Raw genomic sequence first — 20707 nt, forward strand, 5'->3', positions numbered from 1 at the left:
CCCGGCCCTGAGCCGGGGTCCAGCTGCTTTCAGGCGAACGTGGCGAACAGATCTTGCCAGTCTGGATTCCCGCTTTCGATCAATGCAAACTTCCAGTCTCGCCGCCAGCGTTTCAGCCGTTTCTCATGTGCGATGCAGGCCGTTATGTCGTCGCCACGCTCGGCCCAGACGAGGCGAGTGAGGTCGTAGCGTCTGCAAAAATCGGATCCGTCACCGCTGCGATGCTGGCCGACCCGCGCACGAAGGTCGGCTGTGACGCCAACGTAGATCGTGCCGCGATAACGACCTGCCATCATGTAGACCCAGCCGCCGGTCGTCATATCCGTTCCCATCCCTCGCATGGAAAGCGAAGACAAGCTGGACCCCGGGTCAAGCCCGGGGTGACGCGACCGAGATCAATCGCTATCCACCACGTCCCGTCATCACCAGCGCGCCTTCGCACCGGCGATGAGCATACCCCCACATCACCCTTCGCGACGACCATCCGGCGATGACCCCATGGCCCACAACGCGCCCCCTTCCCCCCCGCCGCGCTCGCCCCTAAGCAGGGCTGACCATGTGGCAACTTCTTCAATTCCCATTATGCCCCTTCTCCCGCAAAGTCCGGCTGATGCTCGGCGAGAAGGGCGTCGGTTACGAGATGGTGCGCGAATCGCCGTGGCTGCGCCGCGACGAGTTCGTCGATCTGAATCCGGCCGCGACCACGCCGGTGATGGTGCAGGGCCAGCTCAAGCTCTGCGACAGCTGGGCGATCTGCGAATATTTCGAGGAGACCATCGATCGCGCGCCGATGATCGCGGGCGATGCCGCCGCGCGCGCCGAGATCCGCCGCCTCGTCGCCTGGTTCGACGAGAAATTCTATGGCGAGGTGGTGAAGCCGCTGATGGACGAGCGGATGCTCAAGCGCCTCGTCCACCGCACCTCGCCCGACGCCAAGATGCTGCGCGAGGCGATGAAGAACGCCAACGGCCATATCGACTATATCGACTGGCTGCTCGATCACCGCCGCTGGCTCGGCGGCCCGGTGCTGAGCCTCGCCGATCTCGCCGCCGCCGCGCATATCTCGGTCGCCGACTATCTCGGCGGGATCGACTGGCGCGGGCATGAGCAGACCAAGCAATGGTATTCGGGCCTCAAGAGCCGCCCCTCCTTCCGCCCGATGCTGTCGGAACGGATGGAGGTGATCAGCCCGCCCGCCCACTACGACAAGGTCGATTTCTGGGAATGAGCACCGCCGACGCCCCCGCGATCCCCGCGCTCGAATATCAGTCCGACCGCGCCTTTCTCGGCCATCCGCGGGGGCTGGGCTATCTCTCCTTCGCCGAGGCGTGGGAGCGCTTCTCCTATTACGGCATGGCGACCCTGCTGGCGCTGTACGGCAAATATCAGCTGTTCCAGCCCGGCCATATCGAGCGCATCTGGGGCTTTGGCGGCTTCCGCGCGATGCTGGAGGGGCATTATGGCCCGCTCTCGCCGCTGACGATGGGCGGCGCGATCGCCGGGCTGTATGGCGGCTTCGTCTATCTGACCCCGATCGCCGGCGGGATCATCGCCGATCGCTGGATCGGCCGCACCCGCGCCGTCACCATCGGCGCGGTGCTGATGGCGTTCGGCCATTTCTGCATGGCGTTCGACCAGACCTTCCTGATCGCGCTGGCCTGCCTGCTGGTCGGCGTCGGGCTGTTCAAGGGCAATATCGCCGCGCAGGTCGGCGATCTCTACGCGCCGGGCGACCTGCGCCGGGCGGACGCCTTCCAGATCTACATGATCGGTATCCAGATCTCGGTGGTGGCAGCGCCGCTGGTGTGCGGCGGCCTCGGCCAGAAGGTGGCATGGCATTTCGGCTTCGGCGCGGCCGGCGTCGGCATGCTGATCGGTCTGATCGTCTATCTGTCCGGCCGCCGCTGGCTGCCGGCCGAACCGGCCCGGATCGCGGGCAGCCTCGCAGAGCCCCGGCCGAAACTGGTCGCCGGCGAGGGCAAGCGCATCGCCGTGCTCGCCCTGCTGGTGCCGGTGCTGGCCTTCACCGCGGTCGGCAATCAGCAATTATTCGCCGCCTACGAGCTGTGGGGCGATGCCCATTACCAGCTGCGCTTCTTCGGCTGGGAGATGCCCTCCACCTTCCTAATCTCGTTCGACGCGGCGATGTCGTTCGTGACGATGGTGGGATCGGTCGCCTTCTGGCGCTGGTGGGCGACGCGCCGCAAGGAGCCGGACGAGCTCACCAAGCTGACCATCGGCAGCATCATCGCGACGCTGGCACCGGCGACGCTGGCGCTCGCCTCGCTCCACGAGGCGGCGACCGGCGAGAAGGTGAGCTTCGCCTGGGCGGTGGCATTCCACTTCTTCAACGATGTCGGCTTCGCCAACATCTTCCCGGTCGGTCTCGCCCTCTATTCGCGCGCCAGCCCGAAGGCGATCGGCAGCACGATGATGGCGGTCTATTATCTCAACCTGTTCATCGCCGGGCTGATCGTCGCCCAGTTGGCGACGTTGCTCGACCGGATGAGCGGCTTCGAATTCTGGGGCCTCCATGCCGTGCTGATGGCCGCGGCGGTCGTGGTGCTGCTGGTCGTGCGCGGCGTCGCCGGCCGCCTGCTCGCGCCGGCGATCGATCCGGAGTCCCCGGCGACCGCCTGACGGCGATCGCTACGCTTCGGTCGGATTCGCATCCTGCCCCCGTGGATTGTCCAGCCTCACTCCGGCTGCACGATCCCCAGCGCCATCTCGCCGAGCGGCCGCCCGCTCGTGCGATCGACCACGATCGGGTAGACCGCCATACCCGTCGCCGTATCGATCGCGCGATGGATCCCGCCCTCGCCATGATGCTTCGCGCCCCAGGCGCCGATCGCCAGCAGGATCGGGAGGAAATCGCGCCCCTTGTCGGTCAGCACATAGTCGTCGCGGGGCGGCCGTTCGGAATAGCGGCGCTTCTCCAGCAATCCGGCGTCGGTCAGCGCCGCCAGCCGGCGGGTGAGGATGTTCGGCGCGATGCCGAGCGAGGTGCGGAACTGATCGAAGCGCGTCGCCCCCTGCCCCGCATCGCGCAGGATCATCATGCTCCAGGCGTCCCCCACCTTCAGCAAGGCCCGGCCGATGGGGCACGGCCCGGCGGAATATTTCTCGATGTCCATTGCACAATGATAGCGACATAACTATCAAAATGCAAGTGACTCGTCGGATCGAGTCGAGCAGGAGATACGGACATGAGCACATTCACGGGCACCGCCCTGATTACCGGCGCTTCCAGCGGCATCGGCGCCGTCTATGCGGATCGGCTGGCGAAGCGCGGGCATGACCTCGTGCTGGTCGCCCGCGACACCGCACGGATGGAGACGCTGGCCGAACGCCTGCGCGCCGAAACCGGCGTTGCCGTCGAGATCCTCGCCGCCGACCTCACCGCCGATGCCGACACCGCCAAGGTCGAAGCCCGCCTCGCCCAGGGTGATATCGCGCTGCTGATCAACAATGCCGGCATGTCGCTGAACGGCGGCATCCTCGACAATGGGCCGGCCGAATTCGCCCGGATCATCACCCTCAACATCACCGCGCCGACGCGGCTCGCCTCGGCCGCAGGCAAGACGTTCGTCGCCCGGGGCGCCGGCGCGATCGTCAACATCGCGTCCGTCCTCGCCTTCGCACCCGAGATGTTCGACGGCATCTACAGCGGCACCAAGGCCTATGTGCTCAATCTCAGCCAATCGATGGCGGCGCAGTTGGCCGACAGGGGCGTCTATGTGCAGGCCGTCCTGCCCGGCGCGACCCGCACCGAGATCTGGGAGCGTTCGGGCAAGGACATCGATGCCTTCCCGGCCGAGATGGTGATGGCGGTCGACGATCTGGTCGATGCGGCGCTGGTCGGCTTCGATCGCCGCGAGACGGTGACGATCCCGCCGCTCGCCGACGAGGGCCAGTTCACGGCGCTGACCGCCGCGCGGCTCGCCATGGCTCCCAACCTCTCCAAGCGCGACGTCGCCCCGCGCTATCGGGAGACGGTGGCGGCTTAAGCCGCCACCACCGCCATCAGATAATCCATGCGGATGTCGTTCGAGAGGATGAAGCCCTTCATCGGATCGAACGACAGCCCGCGCGTCTCCACCACGGTCAGCCCGGCACCGGCCAGCAATGCCTCCAGTTCGGCGGGCTGGAGGAATTTGGACCAGTCGTGCGTGCCCCTGGGAATCTGCCCCAGCCCCTCGCCGACCGTGATCAGCGCGAGGCGGGACAGCGCGGTGCGGTTCGGCGTCGACAGCAGCATCAGCCCGCCCGGCGCCAGCGCGCGCGCCAGCCCCGCGACGAACGCCGCCGGATCGCTGACATGCTCGACCACCTCCATCGAGCAGACCAGATCGAAGCGCTCGTCCCCGCCCAGCGTCTCGACGCTGCCGGCGCGATAGTCGATCGCCAGACCCTGCCCCGCGGCATGGACCTGCGCCGCCGCGATATTTTCGGGCGCCGCATCGAGCCCGGTCGCCGCCGCCCCCATCCGCGCCAGCGGTTCGGTCAGCAGACCGGCGCCGCAGCCGACGTCGAGCGCGCGCTTGCCGGCGAGCGGCCGCCGCTCGGTGCGGTCGCTCCCGAAATGGCGATCCACCATCTCGCGCACGAAGCCGAGCCGCACCGGATTCAGCCGGTGGAGCATCGCGGACGAGCCCTTGGGATCCCACCATTCGGCGGCGAGCGTGCCGAAATGCGCGGCCTCGGCCGGGTCGATGGTGGTGGTGGGGGAGCCCGTTACGGGGTCTGTTACGGGGGCGGTCACATGGCTTGCGTCGGTCATGGCTTCCCCCTAACAGGGCGCCGCTTTCTTTCCCAACGGCAATTCCCGCCGCAACTTTCGAGCAGTCGCATGGCCCGTATCGTGATGAAGTTTGGTGGCACGTCGATGGCGGGCATCGAGCGCATTCGCAACGTGGCGCGGCAGGTGAAACGCGAATGGGCCAAGGGCGAGCAGGTCGCCGTCGTCGTCTCGGCGATGTCGGGCGAGACCGACCGGCTGGTCAATTTCTGCCGCGAGGCCTCGCCGCTCTACGATCCCAAGGAATATGACGTCGTCGTCGCCGCCGGCGAGCAGGTGACCTCCGGCCTGCTGGCGATCGCGTTGCAGGCGATCGGGGTGCCGGCACGCAGCTGGCTCGGCTGGCAGCTGCCGATCCGCACGTCGGACGCGCACGCCTCCGCCCGCATCGCCACGATCGATACCGACGCACTCGACGCCAGCCTCGCCCAGGGCGAGGTCGCGGTGATCCCCGGCTTCCAGGGCCAGACCGAGGATGGCCGCGTCACCACGCTGGGCCGCGGCGGGTCGGATACGTCGGCGGTCGCCGTGGCGGCGGCGATGAAGGCCGATCGCTGCGACATCTATACCGACGTCGATGGCGTCTACACCACCGATCCGCGCATCGTCCCGCGCGCGCGCAAGATCGGCAAGATCACCTATGAGGAAATGCTGGAGCTCGCCTCGGTCGGCGCCAAGGTGCTCCAGACCCGCTCGGTCGGCCTCGCGATGAAGGAGAAGGTGCGCGTCCAGGTGCTCTCCTCCTTCGGCGATCCGGACCAGGAACCCACCCCCGGCACCTTCGTGGTCGGCGAAGACGAACTTAGGGACGAGATCGGAGATTCGAACGTGGAACAGCAGCTCATCACCGGCATCGCCTATGATCGCGGCGAGGCCAAGATCACGCTGGTGGCCGTGCCCGATCGCCCCGGCGCGGTGTCGTCGATCTTCAATCCGCTGGCCGAGGCCTCGATCAACGTCGACATGATCGTGCAGAACATCGCGCACAACACCGGATCGACCGACGTGACCTTCACCGTGCCCGGCGCCGAACTGGCCCGCTCGCTCGACGTGCTGGAGAAGGCCAAGGCGACGATCGGCTATGAGAAGCTGATTTCGGACCCGGAGGTCTGCAAGATCTCGGTGGTCGGCGTGGGCATGCGCAGCCATGCCGGCGTCGCCGCCACGATGTTTCAGGCACTCGCCGCGCGCGGCATCAATATCCTCGCAATCACCACCTCGGAGATCAAGGTCTCGGTGCTGATCCACCAGGATTATACCGAACTCGCGGTGCGCGTGCTGCACACCGCCTACGGGCTGGACGCCGACGACGCGGCGTAAAGACCGAGCTTAGCTGGTCAGCTTTTCTTCCGTCATCCCAGCTTCCGCTGGGATGACGAGATGGTTATGGACGCTTCCATGACAACGCTCGAAACCACCGCTCCTCCTGCCGCCATCGGCCATGACCGCCTCGCCCGCCTGATGACGCGCGGCACCGAATTCCTCGGCAGCGAGGTCGCGATCATGGCGGGTGCGATGTCGTGGGTGTCGGAACGCCATCTCGTCTCGGCGATGTCCAATGCCGGCGGCTTCGGCGTGATCGCCTGCGGGGCGATGACGCCCGAACTGCTCGATGCCGAGATCGTCGCGACCCAGGCGCTGACCAGCAAGCCGTTCGGCGTCAACCTGATCACCATGCACCCGATGCTGTCCGACCTGATCGACGTCTGCGCGAAGCATGGCGTCACCCATGTCGTGCTGGCCGGCGGCCTGCCCCCGGCCGGCGCGATCGATCGGATCAAGGCATCCGGCGCCAAGGTGATCTGCTTCCCGCCGACGCTCGCCTTCGCCAAGAAGCTGATCCGCTCGGGCGTGGACGCGCTGGTGATCGAGGGGATGGAGGCCGGCGGCCATATCGGCCCGGTCTCGACCAGCGTGCTGGCGCAAGAGATGCTGCCCGAAATCTCGGACAAGGTGCCGGTCTTCGTGGCGGGCGGCATCGGCCGGGGCGAGGCGATGGCCGGTTATCTCGAGATGGGCGCGGCCGGCGTACAGCTCGGCACGCGCTTCGTGTGTGCCACCGAATGCATCGCGCACCCCAATTTCAAGAAGGCGTTCATCCGCGCCTCGGCGCGCGAAGCGGTCGCCTCGGTGCAGATCGATCCGCGCCTGCCGGTGATCCCGGTGCGCGCGCTCAAGAACGCCGCCGGTGAGCTGTTCACCGCCAAGCAGCGCGAAGTCGCCCAGCTGCTCGACGAGGGCAAGGTCGAGATGATCGAGGCCCAGCTCCAGATCGAGCATTATTGGGCGGGCGCGCTGCGCCGCGCGGTCATCGAGGGTGACGTCGAGAACGGGTCGGTGATGGCCGGCCAGTCGGTCGGCATGGTCAGCCAGGAAGAGCCGATCGCCGATATCCTCGCCCGCCTGATCGATGAGGGCGCCCATGCGCTGGAGCGCCGCTCGGGCGGCTGAGCCATCATCTGGCCGGCCGGATTCAGGGCGCGGCGCTGGCCACCGTGGTCGGCGTCGCCTGATCGTCGAGGATCGGGGCGGACGGATCGGCCGGGGCATCCTGCGGCGTCGCCGGGAGCGCGTCCGCCATGGTGGTGCCATCCTCGGTGATCGCGACCACCGCGCCGAGATCGGTCTGCCCGTAGAGCGCCTTGGCGAAGGCGACCGGCATATGCACGCAGCCGTGCGACTCGCGATAGCCCGGCACGCCGCCGGCATGGAGCGCCACCCCGTCCCAGGTCAGCCGCTGCATATAGGGCATCGGCGCGGCGTTATAGAGGTTGGATTTGTGCTCGACCTGCTTCTGCAGGATCGGGAAGGTGCCGAGCGGCGTCTCGTGCCCCTCCCGGCCGGTGGAGACGGTGGTGATGCCGATCAGCGCGTCGCCGCGATAGACGAACGCCACCTGCCGCTGGAGATCGACCACCATGCCGATCGGCCCGGCCGCCGCGACCTCCGGGTGCCACAGATAGCTGCCGGGTTTCAGCGTGTCGGCATCGGCGATGGTGAGCGGCGCCGCCGACGAATCCAGGCTGCTCGGCGCCGCATCCTGCGCGACGGCGGCAAATAGAGGCGTGGCGGCCAATAAGGGCACGGCAAGAAGCAAGGCGACCCGGCGCATGGGCGATCCCCTTCGATGAAGAACGACGGCCAGTATTCGCGGGAGCAGATCTCCCGGCGTCATGCCGATCGTCGTGATGATGAACTGGGAACCCAACGCGGCGATCGGCGATAAGTGCCGCATTGCAGCGGACATGAAGTCGATTTTTGTTGACGACCGCGAAATGTCGTCTGGGTGCTGTCAGCGCGCGCCGACGCGCTCCGCAATGGCGGCATAGGCGGCCAGCCGCGCAACCGCCGCGTCGTGGATGCCGGGCGCGGTGACCAGCACGCCGAAGGCTTCGGCGCTCGGCGTGTTGAAGGCCAGCGGCGCGCCCAGCGCATCGGTGATCGCCGCGCCGGCCTCCGATGCGATCAGCACCGCGGCGGCGATGTCCCATTCATGCCCCCAGCGCAGCGTGGCGACCAGATCGGCCTCGCCCGCCGCCACCATTGCGATGCGCAGCGCGATCGAATTGGGCTTGGCGACGGCAACCAGATCGCTGTCGCGCCGCGGCAATTGGTCGGCCGGCACCCGCGATCCCGCCAGGGCGTCGCGCGGGCTTACCGCGATCGGCAGGCCGTTGCGCCGCGCGCCCTCGCCCGCTTGCGCCGTCCAGCGTTCACCACGCGCCGGCGCATCGAGGATGGCGAGGACCGGCTGCCCCGCCTCGACCAGCGCGATCGAGATCGCCCAGCCGGGCCGGCCGCGCAGATAATCGCGGGTGCCGTCGATCGGATCGACCACCCAGCAGCGCTCCGCCGCCAGCCGCGCCTTGTCGTCCACGCTTTCCTCGGACAGCCAGCCGGCCGCCGGATCGATCGCCGTCAGCCGCTCCCGGAGCAGCTTGTCGACGGCGAGGTCGATCTCGCACACCGGCTCGCCACCGCTCTTCTCCCAGCGCGCAAATCCCTGCCCCGATCGCGCGAGCGCCAGGGCGCCCGCCTCGGCGGCCACCGCCGCCACCCGATCGAGGAGGGTATCAGGCACCGGCGACGGTCATCCCGTCGATGCGGATGGTCGGTACGTTGGTGGCGCGATCGAAGGTCAGGTCGCTCGCTGGCACCAGCGCCCGGAACATGTCCTTGAGGTTGCCGGCGATGGTGATCTCGGCGACCGCCGGGCCGATCTCGCCATCCTCGATCAGGAAGCCGGAGGCGCCGCGCGAATAATCGCCGGTCACGCCATTCACGCCCTGCCCCATCATCTCGACCACATAGAGGCCGCGCTTGACGTCCTTCATCAGTTCGGCGGGAGAGAGCGGCCCTGCTTCCATATAGAAATTGGTGATGCCGACGCCGGGCGGCCCGCCGACGCCACGCTGGGCGTTGCCGGTCGGCTGGAGGCCGAGCTGGCGGGCCGAGGCGCTGTCGAGCAGCCAGCCGGTCAGTACGCCGTCCGCGATCAATTCGCGCCGCGCGGTGGGCAGGCCCTCGCCATCGAACGGCTTGGAGCCGAGACCGCGCAGGCGCAGCGGATCATCCACGATCGACACGCCATCGGCGAACACCTGGGTCTCCAGCGCGTCGAGCAGGAAGCTGGTCCGCCGGGCGATGGCGGAGCCGGTGATCGCGCTGGCGAAATGGCCGAGCAGGCTGGCGCCGACCCGCGGATCGAACAGGATCGGCATCGCCCCGGAAGCCAGCTTGGCCGGATCGAGCCGCGCCACCGCCCGCTCGCCGGCACGGCGGCCGATCGCTTCGGCCGCTTCGAGGTCCGCCAGATAGCGCGCCGATCGGTGCGCGTAATCGCGCTGCATCGATCCGCCCTCGCCGGCGATCACGCTGGCCGAGCAGCCATGGCCGCTGGTCGAATAGCCGCCGGTGAAGCCGTGGCTGGTGGCGAGGCCGACGATGGTACGGCCGGCGCTGGCGGATGCGCCCTCGCTGTTGGTGACGCCGGCGACCGCCCGCGAGGCGTCTTCCGCCGCCAGCGCGCGTGCGCGCAGCGCCTCGGGGGAGACATGGACGCCATCGTCGCCATCGACAGAAGGGGCCGCGCCGGTGAGCAGCCGATCCTCGGGCGCGAGGCCGGCATAGTGATCCTCGGGGGCTTCGCGCGCCATCGCCACGGCGCGATCGACCAGGGTGGCGAGCGCATCGGCCGACAGATCGGAGGAGGAGACGCTGGCCGAGCGACGGCCGACGAACAGCCGCAGGCCGATCGTCTCGCCCTCCGAACGCTCGACATCCTCCAGCGCGCCCAGCCGCACCGAAACGGCGGTCGATTCGGCGCAGACATAGAGGCTGTCGGCAGCGTCGGCACCGGCGCGCTTGGCCTGGGCGACGAGATCATGGACGCGGGACTGGGCTTCGGCAACGGTCAGCATCCCCGGCACTTAGGTAGCCGGTGCCGCTCCGTCTACCCCACCAAGCCTGACGTCTACCCCGCGCTGCCCACGACCAGCGCCGCCAGCGCCATCAGCACGCCGGCGTTGCGGTTCGATCGGAAGCGCCGGAGCGCGCCGACGGCGTCGGCCACGTCGAGCGTCGCCACCTGCCAGATCAGGTGCAGCGCCAGCGGCAGCAGCGCCAGCAGCGCCAGCGGATCGGGCCGCCGCAGCCAGAAGGCGCCGGCCCACAGCAGCAGCGCCACGGCATAGCATCCGGCGACGCCGGCGCGGACATGCCGCCCCATCGCCCGCGCCGACGATTTGACGCCGGCCAGCACGTCATCCTCGATATCCTGCAGGGCATAGATGGTGTCGTAGCCGACCACCCAGGCGATCGCGCCGCCGTACAGCAGCAGCCCGGCCGCCGGCACGGCGCCCGCCACCGCCGCCCAGCCGACCAGCGCCGCCCAGGAGAAGACCAGCCCGAGCCAGACCTGCGGCCACCAGGTGATCCGCTTCATGAACGGATAGCAGGCGACCGGCGCCAGGCTCGCCACCGCGATGATCCGCGCCGGCCAGTTGAGCGCGACCAGCACCGCCAGCCCGATCAGGCACAGCGCGATCAGGAAGGTCCATGCGCCGCGCAGGCCGACCCGCCCGCTCGCCAGCGGCCGATCGCGGGTGCGCGCCACCCGTGCATCGAGATCGCGATCGACGATGTCGTTATAGACGCAGCCGGCGCCGCGCATCGCGATCGCGCCGACGCCGAACAGCAGCAGCAGCCCCCCGGCCTGCGACAGCGGGCCGCCGGCGAGCAGGATCGCCCATGCGCCGGGCCAGAATAGCAGCCATGCCCCGATCGGCCGATCGAAGCGCGCGAGCGACGCATAGGGCCGCGCCGAGGCCGGCAGCACCGCCAGCAGCCCGCGCCGCTCGGTATCGGGAACGGCGCTATCGGGGCCGGCATGATCGGCAACGGAGGTATCGGACGGGATCATCGCGGACGGATGGCAGACCCGACCCGTTTAGGAAAGCCGGAAGCGCGCCGCGCCGGACCATCGCCCCCGCGCCTGCGCCCACCGGCGTGCAGGCCACGGGCCGGGCGTGGCGGTGGCTCCAGATGCCGTCCCGTGCGTTGATCGGCCATGGCATGGTCGACAGCAGAGACGCGCAGATATCAGGGTTCCTTGCGAGAGAGGCTGGTCGCCGCCCTGATATCGGCCCTGATCGTGACGCTGACCGGCTATCTGCTGGTCTACGGCCTGACCGTCCCGCTCGGGCATGTCCGCGATCGTGCGATCACCCTGCTCGCCTTGCATTCGCCCGCGCCGCCGCCGCCGCCGAAGCCGCGTATCGAACGCGCCCCCTCGAAGGCCACCAGGCGCGCACCATCGGCCCGCAACCTGCATAATGAGGCGACCAAGGTGGTGGTGCCGCCGCCGATCATTCCTATTCCCGCCCCGCCACCGATCATCGCCGCGCCCAAGGCCGGCATCGGCATGGCCCCCTCCAACGGCGCTTCCGACCGCGCCGGGCCGGGACAGGGCGCCGGCGGACAGGGCCACGGCACGGGGGGTGGCGGCACCGGAGAGGGCGACGGCGACGATATCGCGCCGCGCCAGATCAAGGGCAGATTGTCCTTCTCGGATCTGCCCGCGGATATCAAGGCGGCGCACCGGGGCGCGTCGCTGGATGTCCGCTACCGGGTGGGAATCGATGGCCGGGTGAGCGGATGCACCGCCACGAGATCGAGCGGGAGCGCGGAACTGGACCAGCTGGCCTGCCAGTTGATCCAGCAACGCTTCCGCTTCAGGCCGTCACTGGATCCGGACGGCCGCCCGGTGCCCTCTTTCGTTGAGGAGACCCATAGCTGGTCCATCGATCGGAGCCCCGAAGACTCCGATCGATGATCGAGACGATGACCGGCTCAGCAGCCGTTTTCGCGGTTCTGATGCTGATCATGCTTCTTGTCGAGATGACGGCCGAGCAGCGCGCCGCCGCCGGCGCCGGCCAGCGTGCCGACCGTGCCGCCGCCGAGCAGATTGCCGGCGAGGCCACCGCCGACCGCACCCGCGATCGTGCCCGTCGTGCCCTTGCTCTTCTTGCAGCGATAATGATAATCGCCGTCATTGCCATGATAGTCGCGGCCATTGGCGTCGCGATCGTCCTGATGCTGGGCGAGCGCCGGTGCCGGCACCGCTACGGGCACGGCGAGCATGGCTGCGAGCGCCGCCAAAGTGATTGTCTTGGTCATCAAACTCTCCTTCATATCCCCGGTCCAACGAAAAAGGAGCGAAACGGTTTCGGCCTGATCGCCCGATCACCGGCTTGAACCGCCCCCGGTCGAGCGCCTAAGCCTCGCGGATGCCCGCACTCCCTGCCTGGCCGCCCGAAAGCGCGCCCCGCCTGTTCATCGATCAGCCGTTGTCGGAAGGCGCCGAAGTGACGCTCGATTCCGGGCAGGCCAATTATCTCCTCAACGTGATGCGCCTGAAGGCCGGCGACGCGGTGCGCTGCTTCGACGATCGCAGCGGCGAATGGGGGGCGGAACTGTCCTCCGCCGGCAAGCGCGACGCGCGGCTGCGGATGGTGCGCCATCTCGCGCCCCGCGAGCCGGTGCCCGATCTGTGGCTGGTCGCCGCGCCGATCAAGCGCCAGCGGATCGACTGGATGGCGGAGAAGGCCTGCGAGCTCGGCGTCGATCGCTTCATGCCGGTGCTGACCCGGCGCAGCGTGGTCGACAAGCTCAACCTCGAACGGCTGCGCGCCCATATGATCGAGGCGGCCGAGCAGTGCGGCCGCACGGCGCTGCCCGGGCTGGACGAGCCGGTGAAGCTCGATCGACTACTCAGGGACTGGCCCGAAGATCGCACCCTCTATTTCGCCGACGAGACGGGCGGTGAACGGTTCGCCCCGGCTCCCGGCCCGGCGGCGATCCTGATCGGCCCCGAAGGCGGCTTCGACCCCGCCGAACGCGCGGCGATCCGGGCCTTGCCGCAGGCGCGCGGCGTCTCGCTCGGCCCCCGGATCCTTCGCGCGGAAACCGCCGCGCTGGCGGCCGCGGCGGTGTGGATGAGCATGGCCGGCGATTGGGCGCTGAGCGACAACTAACACCTCTTTTCATACCAATCGGTAACCGCTAGGGCGCGGCGATGTCGACCCGCACCTCCTCCGCAGACGCCGATCCGATCATCGAATCGCGCGACGACCTCCTCGCCATCTTCGCGAAGGGCGAGAAGCCGAAGGACCATTGGCGGATCGGCACCGAGCATGAGAAGTTCGTGTTCTGGAAGGGCGATCACCATGCCCCCTCCTATGAGGAGAAGGGCGGCATCCATGCCCTGCTGATCGGCCTGACCAAGTTCGGCTGGGAGCCGGTCTACGAGGGCGAGAACATCATCGCGCTGTCCGGCGCCGATGGCGGGATCAGCCTGGAGCCGGCCGGCCAGTTCGAGCTGTCCGGCGCGCCGCTCGACAATCTCCACGAGACCTGCGCCGAAACCGGCCGCCATCTGGCCCAGGTGAAGGAAATCGGCGACAGGCTCGGCATCGGCTTTCTGGGGCTGGGCTTCTGGCCGGACAAGACCCGCGCCGAGCTGCCGATCATGCCCAAGGGCCGCTACGACATCATGCTCCGCCACATGCCGCGGGTCGGCACGCTGGGCCTCGACATGATGCTGCGCACCTGCACCATCCAGACCAACCTCGATTATGCGAGCGAGGCGGACATGGTGAAGAAGTTCCGCGTCTCGCTGGCCCTCCAGCCGCTCGCCACCGCGCTGTTCGCCAACTCGCCGTTCACCGAGGGCAAGCCCAACGGCTATCTCTCCTACCGCTCGCACATCTGGACCGACACCGATCCGCAGCGCACCGGGATGCTGCCCTTCGTGTTCGAGGACGGCTTCGGCTATGAGCGCTACGCCGATTACATGCTCGACGTGCCGATGTATTTCGCCTTCCGCAACGGCGGCTATGTCGATGCGGCCGGGCTGTCGTTCCGCGATTTCCTGAAGGGCGAGCTGTCCGTCCTGCCGGGCGAGAAGCCGACCAAGGCCGACTGGACCGATCATCTCTCCACCGCCTTCCCCGAGGTGCGGCTGAAGAGCTTCCTCGAAATGCGCGGCGCCGATGGCGGCCCGTCGGACACGATCTGCGCGCTGCCCGCCTTCTGGGTCGGGCTGCTCTATGACGACCAGGCGCTCGATGCGGCGTGGGATCTGGTCAAGCATTGGACGGTCGAGGATCATCACCGGATCCGCGAGCAGGTGCCGCGCATCGCGCTCGACACCAAGGGGCCGCGCGGCCGGTCGTTCCGCGATCTCGCCCGCCAGGTGCTGGATATCGCCCATGGCGGCCTGTCACGCCGCCGGCGCCTCAACGCGGCCGGCGACGACGAGACCGGCTTCCTCACCCCGCTGCGCGAGATCGTCGACAGCGGCAAGGTGCCGGCGCAGCGGCTGCTCGATCGCTACCATGGCGAATGGGCGGGCAATCTCGATCGCATCTATGACGAGATGGCCTATTGACGCGCGAATCGGGCGCGCGTCTCCCATCGCTTTCCATCCGGCCGTCGTCCATCGCCAGCGCAGCCCCGGAACGCGGCAGGGTGACGGGTGGGGAAAGACGAGGCGGAGAACCGCGCCCACGGCGGCCTTATTCCGGCGCGCTCACTTGTTCTCCGGCGCCCGGTTGAAGAAGGCGATCGGGATACGCGCCGGGATACGATTCATGTCTGTCCCGTCGATATTCGCCACCCGGACCCGAAATAAGTGGGTCAGCGACAGCGCCGCCGCGCCGAATCCGTAATCGCGCGGGGTCTCGCTCAGAACGTGGCACCGTTTGGCCCGCGCATGATCGTCGATCAGGCAGGACAGCATGACGAAGCCCGAGACGTGATCGAGCCGCGCCCGGAACGGATCGACCTTGGCTATCTCCGCCTCAGTGGGTTTGCGGATCCAGTCTGCCGCCGAAAAGGAGAACGGCGCCGATCCGTCGCCTCGTCCGTCGCCCGCGGCTTTTCCCGGCCCGCTTCCCGAGCCGGCGCCGTTATCGCCGATCTGGGCCGGAGCGGACGGCCCGACAACCGCCGACGTCGTGGAAAGCGGCATCACGGGCCGGTCTATCGATAACGGCACGACGGGAAGATCGGGCACGTCGGCAACGACCGTCCGGCGATCATGATTCGGCGGCGCCGAGCCCTTGGAGAGCGGCCTCGCGACCGGTCGGGGCCGATGCGGCACGATCGGGGGAGGAAGCGGCGGCCGGGGAACCGGCGGCGGGGGCAGCAAGGCGAACTCATGCTCCACCGTGACGGCCTCCGGTTCGGGAACGACGGTGAACCGGACGATGAGGCTCTGCAGAAAGGCAATCAGGATGATTGCCCAAACGAGCGCGGACACCAGCAGACTGACGACTTGCGACCTCGTCAGACCGGCGCGGCGATCGGGAGGGGCGCCGTTCACGAACCGACGACGCCGCGCGCTCCAGTTATCCGGCATGCCGCCATGAAAGACTGCTCCGCAACACGAGACACACTATAGTTAGCCAGGATGGACCCCCCGATCCAGTCTAGAATCCTCGCCGCAAAGCGCAAGCGAATGGACCCCGCGGTGTCCGATCGACATGGCCGCGAAGCCTCACGGAATGCCGAGCGTCTCGATGGTTGGATCGCATAGACCTGGAGCAAGTCCTCGCTGAGCGTCGATGCCACCGCGTCGTTCGTCCCGCACCACGCGCCGGTCGCTGGACTTGCGGATCAGGATCTCCACCCCGCTGCGCGAGATCGTCGACAGCGGCAAGGTGCCGGCGCAGCGGCTGCTCGATCGCTACCATGGCGAATGGGCGGGCAATCTCGACCGCATCTATGACGAGATGGCCTATTGATCGGGTGGATCGATTGCGGCGGAGCGACGTTGGCTTGCCGCCATTCACTTCGAGGATAGACACCATGCGCAAGACCCTGCTGATATCGGCCACCATGGCGGCGATGCTGAGCCCGGTGGCGGTCTCCGCCCCGGTCGCTGCGGCCACGAATACCCACAGCTATCGCGGCACGGACGGCCATTATCATTATCGCTGCCACCGCAGCAAAGGCACGACCGGCCTGCTCGCCGGTGCCGGTGCGGGTGGCCTGGGTGCGGCGGCGCTGGGTGCCGGCCCGGTCGGCCTCGCGGCCGGCGTGATCGGCGGCGGCCTGCTCGGCCGTCATATCGACAAGCGCAGCAGCGCCGCGCATAATCGCAAGAACGGCTGCTGATATCGCGATGTCGCTGGCCCTGCGGCCAGCGACATCGCCCTTAATCCGCCGCCCTTAATCCCCCCTAATCCACCGGAGCCGCCGAGACATTGTTCGCGGCCCGCATCGTCCAGAGCCTCGCCGCGCGCGACAGCCATTTGGTGATCGCGCCGCGCTCCGCCATCCAGTCGGCATAGGCCCGATAGGCGGGATCGGCGCCGAGCAAGTGCCGCTCCTCGGTCTTCGCCCGCCAGACATAGACCCCGCTGATCAGCGCCAGGATCGCCGTGTTGCGCACGCCGTCGGCCCAGCCGGTCGAGGTCAGCATCGGGATCGCCGCCAGCCACCAATAGAGATTCTTGGCGAGATAGGCCGGGTGCTTGGTGAAGCGGTACGGCCCGTGGGTGAGAATGCCGCGATAGGTGAGGTTGGAGAAACGGATGCCGAACGCCACCGTCGCCCAGGCATAGCAGGCGGTGAGGAAGATCAGCGCGAACGCCCAGATCGGCAGCAGCAGCGGATGATCGGACAAGATCCGCTCCCACCCCATCTGGCCGGGGCCGTAATCGAGCGGGCCGCCGCCGTTCATCAGGATGAAGGGCGGATAGCAGATCAAGGCCGCCGTCCAGCCCTGCATGAACGGATTGCCCGAGCGGATATGCGCGTCGAGCGGCCGCAGCGTCAGGATATAGCCGACCGTGCCGATGCTGACATCGACCAGGAACATCAGCGCGATCGTCGCCTCGGCGAGCTTGACCGGATCGTCCCACATCTGCGCCGGCGAGGCGGCGATGGCCTCCCCCCAATTGCCCGGCAGGGTGGAGAACATGAAGGCGGTGAAGAAGCCCTTGATCGCCCAGCTGCGCGCATGTTCGGCGAGCTTCGGCTTGAGCGCCGGATCGAAATCGCGGCCGAACGTCATCAGCCAGTGGCCGGCCGCCCAGGCGCCATCCTCGCGATCGATCAGCCGGCGATCGAGCCACGGCACGTAGAGGATCGACAGGGCGACCAGCGGCACCAGCGCCGCCGAGAAGACCTCCATCGCGTAGAGATAGTCGCCCTGCCAATACCAGCGGCCGAGCGCGTAGCAGCAGGCCAGCACGCCCCATGTCGCCCACAGGCCGGCGAGCTTGACCAGCGCGGTATCGCAGGCGTCGCGCCAGCTGCGCGGCGGCCCGTCCCAATCGATCCCGGTCGACGGATGGCGATGGACCCGATCGATCAGCAGCGACCATGCGATCATCGGCACGCCGCAGGCGGCAAGGCCGGCGATCGGCACCCAGGGCGCATCGCAATGCCAGATACGGGCCGCGGCATAGAAGAGCGCCAGCCCGAGGAGACCGATCAGCCCGACGCCCGACGACACCGCCGATCGCGGTATCGGCCCCGAAGGCTGCGCGCTGAGCGGCTGGCTGGCGTCCATCATGCGATCCTGTCCCTGTTCAGGACAGGCTGCCTAGCGCATCAGCCGTAAGCAAGCGGTGAAGACGGGCGCTTGCCCCATGAGAGGACGGAACCCTGCCCCTCTTGTCCGCCGGGCGGAGAAGGGAATGCGACGCGGCCTAAGCCGGCCGGGAGGGCTCAGCCGATCAGAGCGGCGAGCGGGGCCTTGGCGCGCTGCGCCTTGAAGCTGGCCGGATCGACCTTCGCGGTGACCGCCTTCACCGCGTCCACGACCGCGCTCGACGCATCGGCGCTGTCGTCGGCAACGGGCTTGCCGCCCTTGCCGCCGTAGATGAAGCCATAGACCGGATAGCTGCTGGTGCCGAGATCATGGATGTTCTTGAACCAGACGCGGACCTTGCTCCAGTCGTTACCGGCGGAGACGTCCATCACCTCGACGTCGCTCTCGACCTTGCCGGGGCTCGACCAATTGGCGTGGGTCACCTTGATGATGCGATCGGAGACGACCTTGCTGACGGTGGCGACATGGCCGTCGCGCATCGAGCCGATCGCCTTGAACACCATCACCGCCCCCTCCTTGGGGGTTTCGCCGCGGCTATATTTGCCGACCGCCTGGTTCCACCAGGTCGCGGCATTGCCGAACAGCTGGATGCCGGAGAACATCCGGGCGAAGGTCACGCACTGCCAGAAGGAGCCGCCGGCGGCATCCGCAGGCGCCGAAACGACCGAGGCCATCGCGAGCGCGACGGAACACAATGCGATCTTCGACCGTTTGAACATGCTGCAGAAGCCCCGAAACCTTTTGCCCGAGGCCGGTGTAGCGGGCCTTCCTTATTAAGGAATGTTACCGGCGGCGACTCTTCGACCGGCCGATGCCGCAGTGCGGCGAACCGATGGCCGCACGGTTCATCGCACAGCAATGTCGCGGCGAAGCGAGCGGCAATCTTGCCAGGACCGCGAAAACCGCAGACAGGATCGCGCCATGTCCCAGCGCAGGCGGCCGAGCGACGGCGAATCATGAAGCATTGGTTCAAGGATGGCGTGTTTCGCGCCGTGCTGCGCAATGCCGGTTATCTGGGATCGACCAAGATCATCGGCGCGATCTTCGGCCTGATCGCGCTGATCCTGGCGGGCCACGCGCTCGATCGGGTGACGTTCGGCGTGCTGACCCTGGTCCATGCCTATGCGCTGGGTGCCGGCGCCCTGACCAAGTTTCAGAGCTGGCAGCTGATCCTGCGCTATGGCGGCCCGGCGCTGCAGCGGGGCGATGCCCGCACCGCCCGCGATTCGATCCGCTTCGCCTGCGGCCTCGATTTGACCAGCGGGTTGGCCGGGATGACGCTGGCGATGATCGCCCTGCCCTTGCTGGCGACGCGCTTCGGGATCGATCGCCCCCATCTCGCGCTGGCGCTGATCTACTGCACGCTGGTGCCCACCATGTCGGCGGCGACGCCGACCGGCGTGCTGCGCCTGCTCGATCGCTTCGATCTGCTCGCCCAGCAGCAATTGGTGACGCCGGTGCTGCGCGCGGCCGGCGCCGGCATCGCCTATGCCGGCGGCCTCGGCTTCGTCGGCTTCATCGTCGCTTGGTACATTGCCGACATCGCCGGCGACATCCTGCTGTGGGCGCTGGCGATCCGCGAATTGCGCCGCCGCGACATGGGCGATGCGCTCCGCCCCGGCCTGTTCGGCGTCGCGCGCCGGCTGCCGGATGCGTGGAGCTTCGTGTGGACCACCAACATCGCGGTCTCGCTCAACGCCTGCTGGGGCCCGATCAGCAACCTCATCGTCGGCGGCATTCTCGGGCCAGCGCCGGCCGGCCTCTACAAGATCGCCACCACCCTGCTCGATTCGGCCGGCAAGCCCGCCGACATGCTGACCAAGGGCTTCTATCCCGAGATCATGCGGCTCGATCCGTCGAGCCAGCATCCGTGGCGGCTGGGCATCCGCACCGGCATCATCTCGGGTGGGATCGCGCTGCTGGTGGTGATCGTGATCCTGCTCGGCGGCAAGCCGTTCATCGGCCTGTTCGGACACAAATATCTCGCGGCCTACGGGCTGCTGACGCTGATGATGTTCTCGCTGATGATCGAGATGGCGTGCTTCCCGCTGGAATCGCTGCTCTACATGGTCGGCCGGCAGCGGGCCGCGCTGGTGGCGCAGGCGGCGGCGACGATCGTCTATCTGGCGATCCTCTCGGTGCTGGCCCACGCCTTCGGGCTGACCGGGGCGGGCAGCGCCTATGTGCTGGGCAATGCCACGCTGGCGCTGTTCATGCTGGTGCCGGTGCTGGGCAGCTACCGTCGCCGCAGCGATTATGCGCCGGCGCCGCAGGGCAGCGCCACCGGCTGACACGAAATCGTAACACGGCATCGCGAGGGAGAGTGGAATGGCAAAGGATCGAACGATGCGACATGTTCTGGCGGGCTCCCTGATCCTCGCGCTCGGCGCGACCACCGCCGGCGCCCGGCTGGAACAGGTGCCGCGCAACGCCAAGCAGTGCATCAGCAAATCGGCGATCCGCGACCAGACCGCCGAGACCGACACCCACCTCATCCTCCATGTCGGCGGCAGCAAGGCCTATCGCAACTATCTGCCGACGCCGTGCGAGGGCCTCGGCCACATCAACAACGTCTCGACATTGCACTTCCACAGCGCCGATCCGGACAAGCTCTGCCAGGGCGACACCCTCGAACTGCTGGACCATTCGGGCACGCTCGGCATCGGCGGCGATCCCGAATCGGTGCGCTGCACCCTCGGCCGGTTCGAGCCGATCTCGGAAATGTCGCTGAGCGAGCCGCTCCGCCGCTGAGCGGCTGCGGCGCCAGCCCGGCGCCGCCTCTCCAC

23 protein-coding genes are annotated in these 20707 nt (G+C 68.1%); 12 read left to right on the forward strand and 11 right to left on the reverse strand.

All coding sequences use genetic code 11. The features are described from left to right. Window positions 1-29: 29 nt before the first annotated feature. Complete coding sequence (locus PBT88_RS15585) at window positions 30-320, reverse strand: GIY-YIG nuclease family protein (protein ID WP_270076233.1); 291 nt, start codon at window positions 318-320, stop codon at window positions 30-32. A gap of 236 nt (window positions 321-556) precedes the next feature. Between PBT88_RS15585 and PBT88_RS15590 the strand changes: the two genes are divergently transcribed. Beyond that, a complete protein-coding gene (locus tag PBT88_RS15590; RefSeq protein ID WP_270076234.1) occupies window positions 557-1228 on the forward strand; it encodes a glutathione S-transferase family protein in 672 nt (223 codons plus the stop codon). Further along, window positions 1225-2640 (forward strand): peptide MFS transporter, encoded by a 1416-nt coding sequence (locus tag PBT88_RS15595; protein WP_270076235.1) that lies wholly within the window; start codon window positions 1225-1227, stop codon window positions 2638-2640. Before PBT88_RS15590 ends, PBT88_RS15595 begins: the two co-directional genes overlap by 4 nt. 56 nt (window positions 2641-2696) lie before the next feature. On the opposite strand, the gene PBT88_RS15600 is transcribed toward PBT88_RS15595, so the two are convergent. Continuing rightward, complete coding sequence (locus PBT88_RS15600) at window positions 2697-3134, reverse strand: winged helix-turn-helix transcriptional regulator (protein ID WP_270076236.1); 438 nt, start codon at window positions 3132-3134, stop codon at window positions 2697-2699. A 72-nt stretch (window positions 3135-3206) separates the two neighbouring features. On the opposite strand from PBT88_RS15600, the gene PBT88_RS15605 reads away from it, so the two are divergent. Next, a complete protein-coding gene (locus PBT88_RS15605; RefSeq protein ID WP_270076237.1) occupies window positions 3207-4007 on the forward strand; it encodes an SDR family NAD(P)-dependent oxidoreductase in 801 nt (266 codons plus the stop codon). Here PBT88_RS15605 and ubiG read toward each other — a convergent pair. Continuing rightward, a complete protein-coding gene (ubiG, locus tag PBT88_RS15610; RefSeq protein ID WP_270076238.1) occupies window positions 4004-4780 on the reverse strand; it encodes a bifunctional 2-polyprenyl-6-hydroxyphenol methylase/3-demethylubiquinol 3-O-methyltransferase UbiG in 777 nt (258 codons plus the stop codon). The two genes, PBT88_RS15605 and ubiG, sit on opposite strands and share 4 nt — an antisense overlap. Before the next feature lie 69 nt (window positions 4781-4849). Here ubiG and PBT88_RS15615 point away from each other — a divergent pair, with 69 nt between their 5' ends. Together PBT88_RS15615 and PBT88_RS15620 are read left to right on the forward strand one after the other, a co-directional pair. Further along, entirely contained in the window at window positions 4850-6118 is a 1269-nt protein-coding gene (locus tag PBT88_RS15615) for an aspartate kinase (RefSeq protein ID WP_270076239.1), read from the forward strand. A gap of 78 nt (window positions 6119-6196) precedes the next feature. Continuing rightward, window positions 6197-7249 carry an NAD(P)H-dependent flavin oxidoreductase gene (locus PBT88_RS15620; protein WP_270076240.1) on the forward strand — a complete coding sequence of 351 codons (1053 nt, stop codon included), beginning with the start codon at window positions 6197-6199 and terminating at the stop codon, window positions 7247-7249. A 22-nt stretch (window positions 7250-7271) separates the two neighbouring features. Here the strand turns inward: PBT88_RS15620 and PBT88_RS15625 are convergent, their stop codons facing one another. The 4 genes from PBT88_RS15625 to ubiA form a co-directional block, all read right to left on the reverse strand. Beyond that, on the reverse strand, window positions 7272-7910 hold the full coding sequence (locus PBT88_RS15625; protein WP_270076241.1) for a L,D-transpeptidase family protein: 639 nt from the start codon (window positions 7908-7910) through the stop codon (window positions 7272-7274). A 180-nt stretch (window positions 7911-8090) separates the two neighbouring features. After that, complete coding sequence (locus tag PBT88_RS15630; RefSeq protein WP_270076242.1) at window positions 8091-8879, reverse strand: 3'(2'),5'-bisphosphate nucleotidase CysQ; 789 nt, start codon at window positions 8877-8879, stop codon at window positions 8091-8093. After that, on the reverse strand, window positions 8872-10218 hold the full coding sequence (locus PBT88_RS15635) for a TldD/PmbA family protein (RefSeq protein WP_270076243.1): 1347 nt from the start codon (window positions 10216-10218) through the stop codon (window positions 8872-8874). Before PBT88_RS15635 ends, PBT88_RS15630 begins: the two co-directional genes overlap by 8 nt. Before the next feature lie 53 nt (window positions 10219-10271). Continuing rightward, window positions 10272-11219: a 4-hydroxybenzoate octaprenyltransferase gene (gene ubiA, locus PBT88_RS15640; RefSeq protein WP_270076244.1), complete on the reverse strand. Its 948-nt coding sequence runs from the start codon at window positions 11217-11219 to the stop codon at window positions 10272-10274. A gap of 189 nt (window positions 11220-11408) precedes the next feature. Between ubiA and PBT88_RS15645 the strand changes: the two genes are divergently transcribed. After that, complete coding sequence (locus PBT88_RS15645) at window positions 11409-12131, forward strand: energy transducer TonB (protein WP_270076245.1); 723 nt, start codon at window positions 11409-11411, stop codon at window positions 12129-12131. Between the two features lie 17 nt (window positions 12132-12148). Here the strand turns inward: PBT88_RS15645 and PBT88_RS15650 are convergent, their stop codons facing one another. Then, window positions 12149-12475, reverse strand: coding sequence for a glycine zipper 2TM domain-containing protein (locus tag PBT88_RS15650; protein ID WP_270076246.1), 327 nt, complete (start codon window positions 12473-12475; stop codon window positions 12149-12151). Between the two features lie 110 nt (window positions 12476-12585). Between PBT88_RS15650 and PBT88_RS15655 the strand changes: the two genes are divergently transcribed. After that, window positions 12586-13332, forward strand: a complete 747-nt coding sequence (locus tag PBT88_RS15655) for a 16S rRNA (uracil(1498)-N(3))-methyltransferase (RefSeq protein ID WP_270076247.1) — start codon at window positions 12586-12588, stop codon at window positions 13330-13332. Between the two features lie 41 nt (window positions 13333-13373). Further along, entirely contained in the window at window positions 13374-14747 is a 1374-nt protein-coding gene (locus PBT88_RS15660) for a glutamate--cysteine ligase (RefSeq protein ID WP_270076248.1), read from the forward strand. Between the two features lie 141 nt (window positions 14748-14888). Here PBT88_RS15660 and PBT88_RS15665 read toward each other — a convergent pair whose 3' ends face one another. Continuing rightward, window positions 14889-15719: a hypothetical protein gene (locus PBT88_RS15665; protein WP_270076249.1), complete on the reverse strand. Its 831-nt coding sequence runs from the start codon at window positions 15717-15719 to the stop codon at window positions 14889-14891. 205 nt (window positions 15720-15924) lie between these two features. Between PBT88_RS15665 and PBT88_RS15670 the strand changes: the two genes are divergently transcribed. Together PBT88_RS15670 and PBT88_RS15675 are read left to right on the forward strand one after the other, a co-directional pair. Further along, complete coding sequence (locus tag PBT88_RS15670) at window positions 15925-16104, forward strand: hypothetical protein (protein WP_270076250.1); 180 nt, start codon at window positions 15925-15927, stop codon at window positions 16102-16104. 64 nt (window positions 16105-16168) lie between these two features. Further along, window positions 16169-16477, forward strand: coding sequence for a hypothetical protein (locus PBT88_RS15675; protein ID WP_270076251.1), 309 nt, complete (start codon window positions 16169-16171; stop codon window positions 16475-16477). Window positions 16478-16541: 64 nt separating this feature from the next. Here PBT88_RS15675 and PBT88_RS15680 read toward each other — a convergent pair whose 3' ends face one another. Further along, the gene (locus PBT88_RS15680; RefSeq protein WP_270076252.1) at window positions 16542-17882 is read right to left on the reverse strand and encodes a methyltransferase family protein; all 1341 of its coding nucleotides are present in this window, start codon (window positions 17880-17882) and stop codon (window positions 16542-16544) included. A 155-nt stretch (window positions 17883-18037) separates the two neighbouring features. Beyond that, window positions 18038-18640, reverse strand: a complete 603-nt coding sequence (locus PBT88_RS15685) for a CHAP domain-containing protein (RefSeq protein ID WP_270076253.1) — start codon at window positions 18638-18640, stop codon at window positions 18038-18040. 237 nt (window positions 18641-18877) lie between these two features. On the opposite strand from PBT88_RS15685, the gene PBT88_RS15690 reads away from it, so the two are divergent. Together PBT88_RS15690 and PBT88_RS15695 are read left to right on the forward strand one after the other, a co-directional pair. After that, window positions 18878-20212 carry a lipopolysaccharide biosynthesis protein gene (locus PBT88_RS15690; RefSeq protein WP_270076254.1) on the forward strand — a complete coding sequence of 445 codons (1335 nt, stop codon included), beginning with the start codon at window positions 18878-18880 and terminating at the stop codon, window positions 20210-20212. A gap of 55 nt (window positions 20213-20267) precedes the next feature. After that, a complete protein-coding gene (locus tag PBT88_RS15695) occupies window positions 20268-20672 on the forward strand; it encodes a hypothetical protein (protein WP_270076255.1) in 405 nt (134 codons plus the stop codon). The last annotated feature ends 35 nt before the right edge of the window (window positions 20673-20707 follow it).

This window comes from Sphingomonas abietis, assembly GCF_027625475.1.
Classification (GTDB): Bacteria; Pseudomonadota; Alphaproteobacteria; order Sphingomonadales; family Sphingomonadaceae; genus Solisphingomonas; species Solisphingomonas abietis.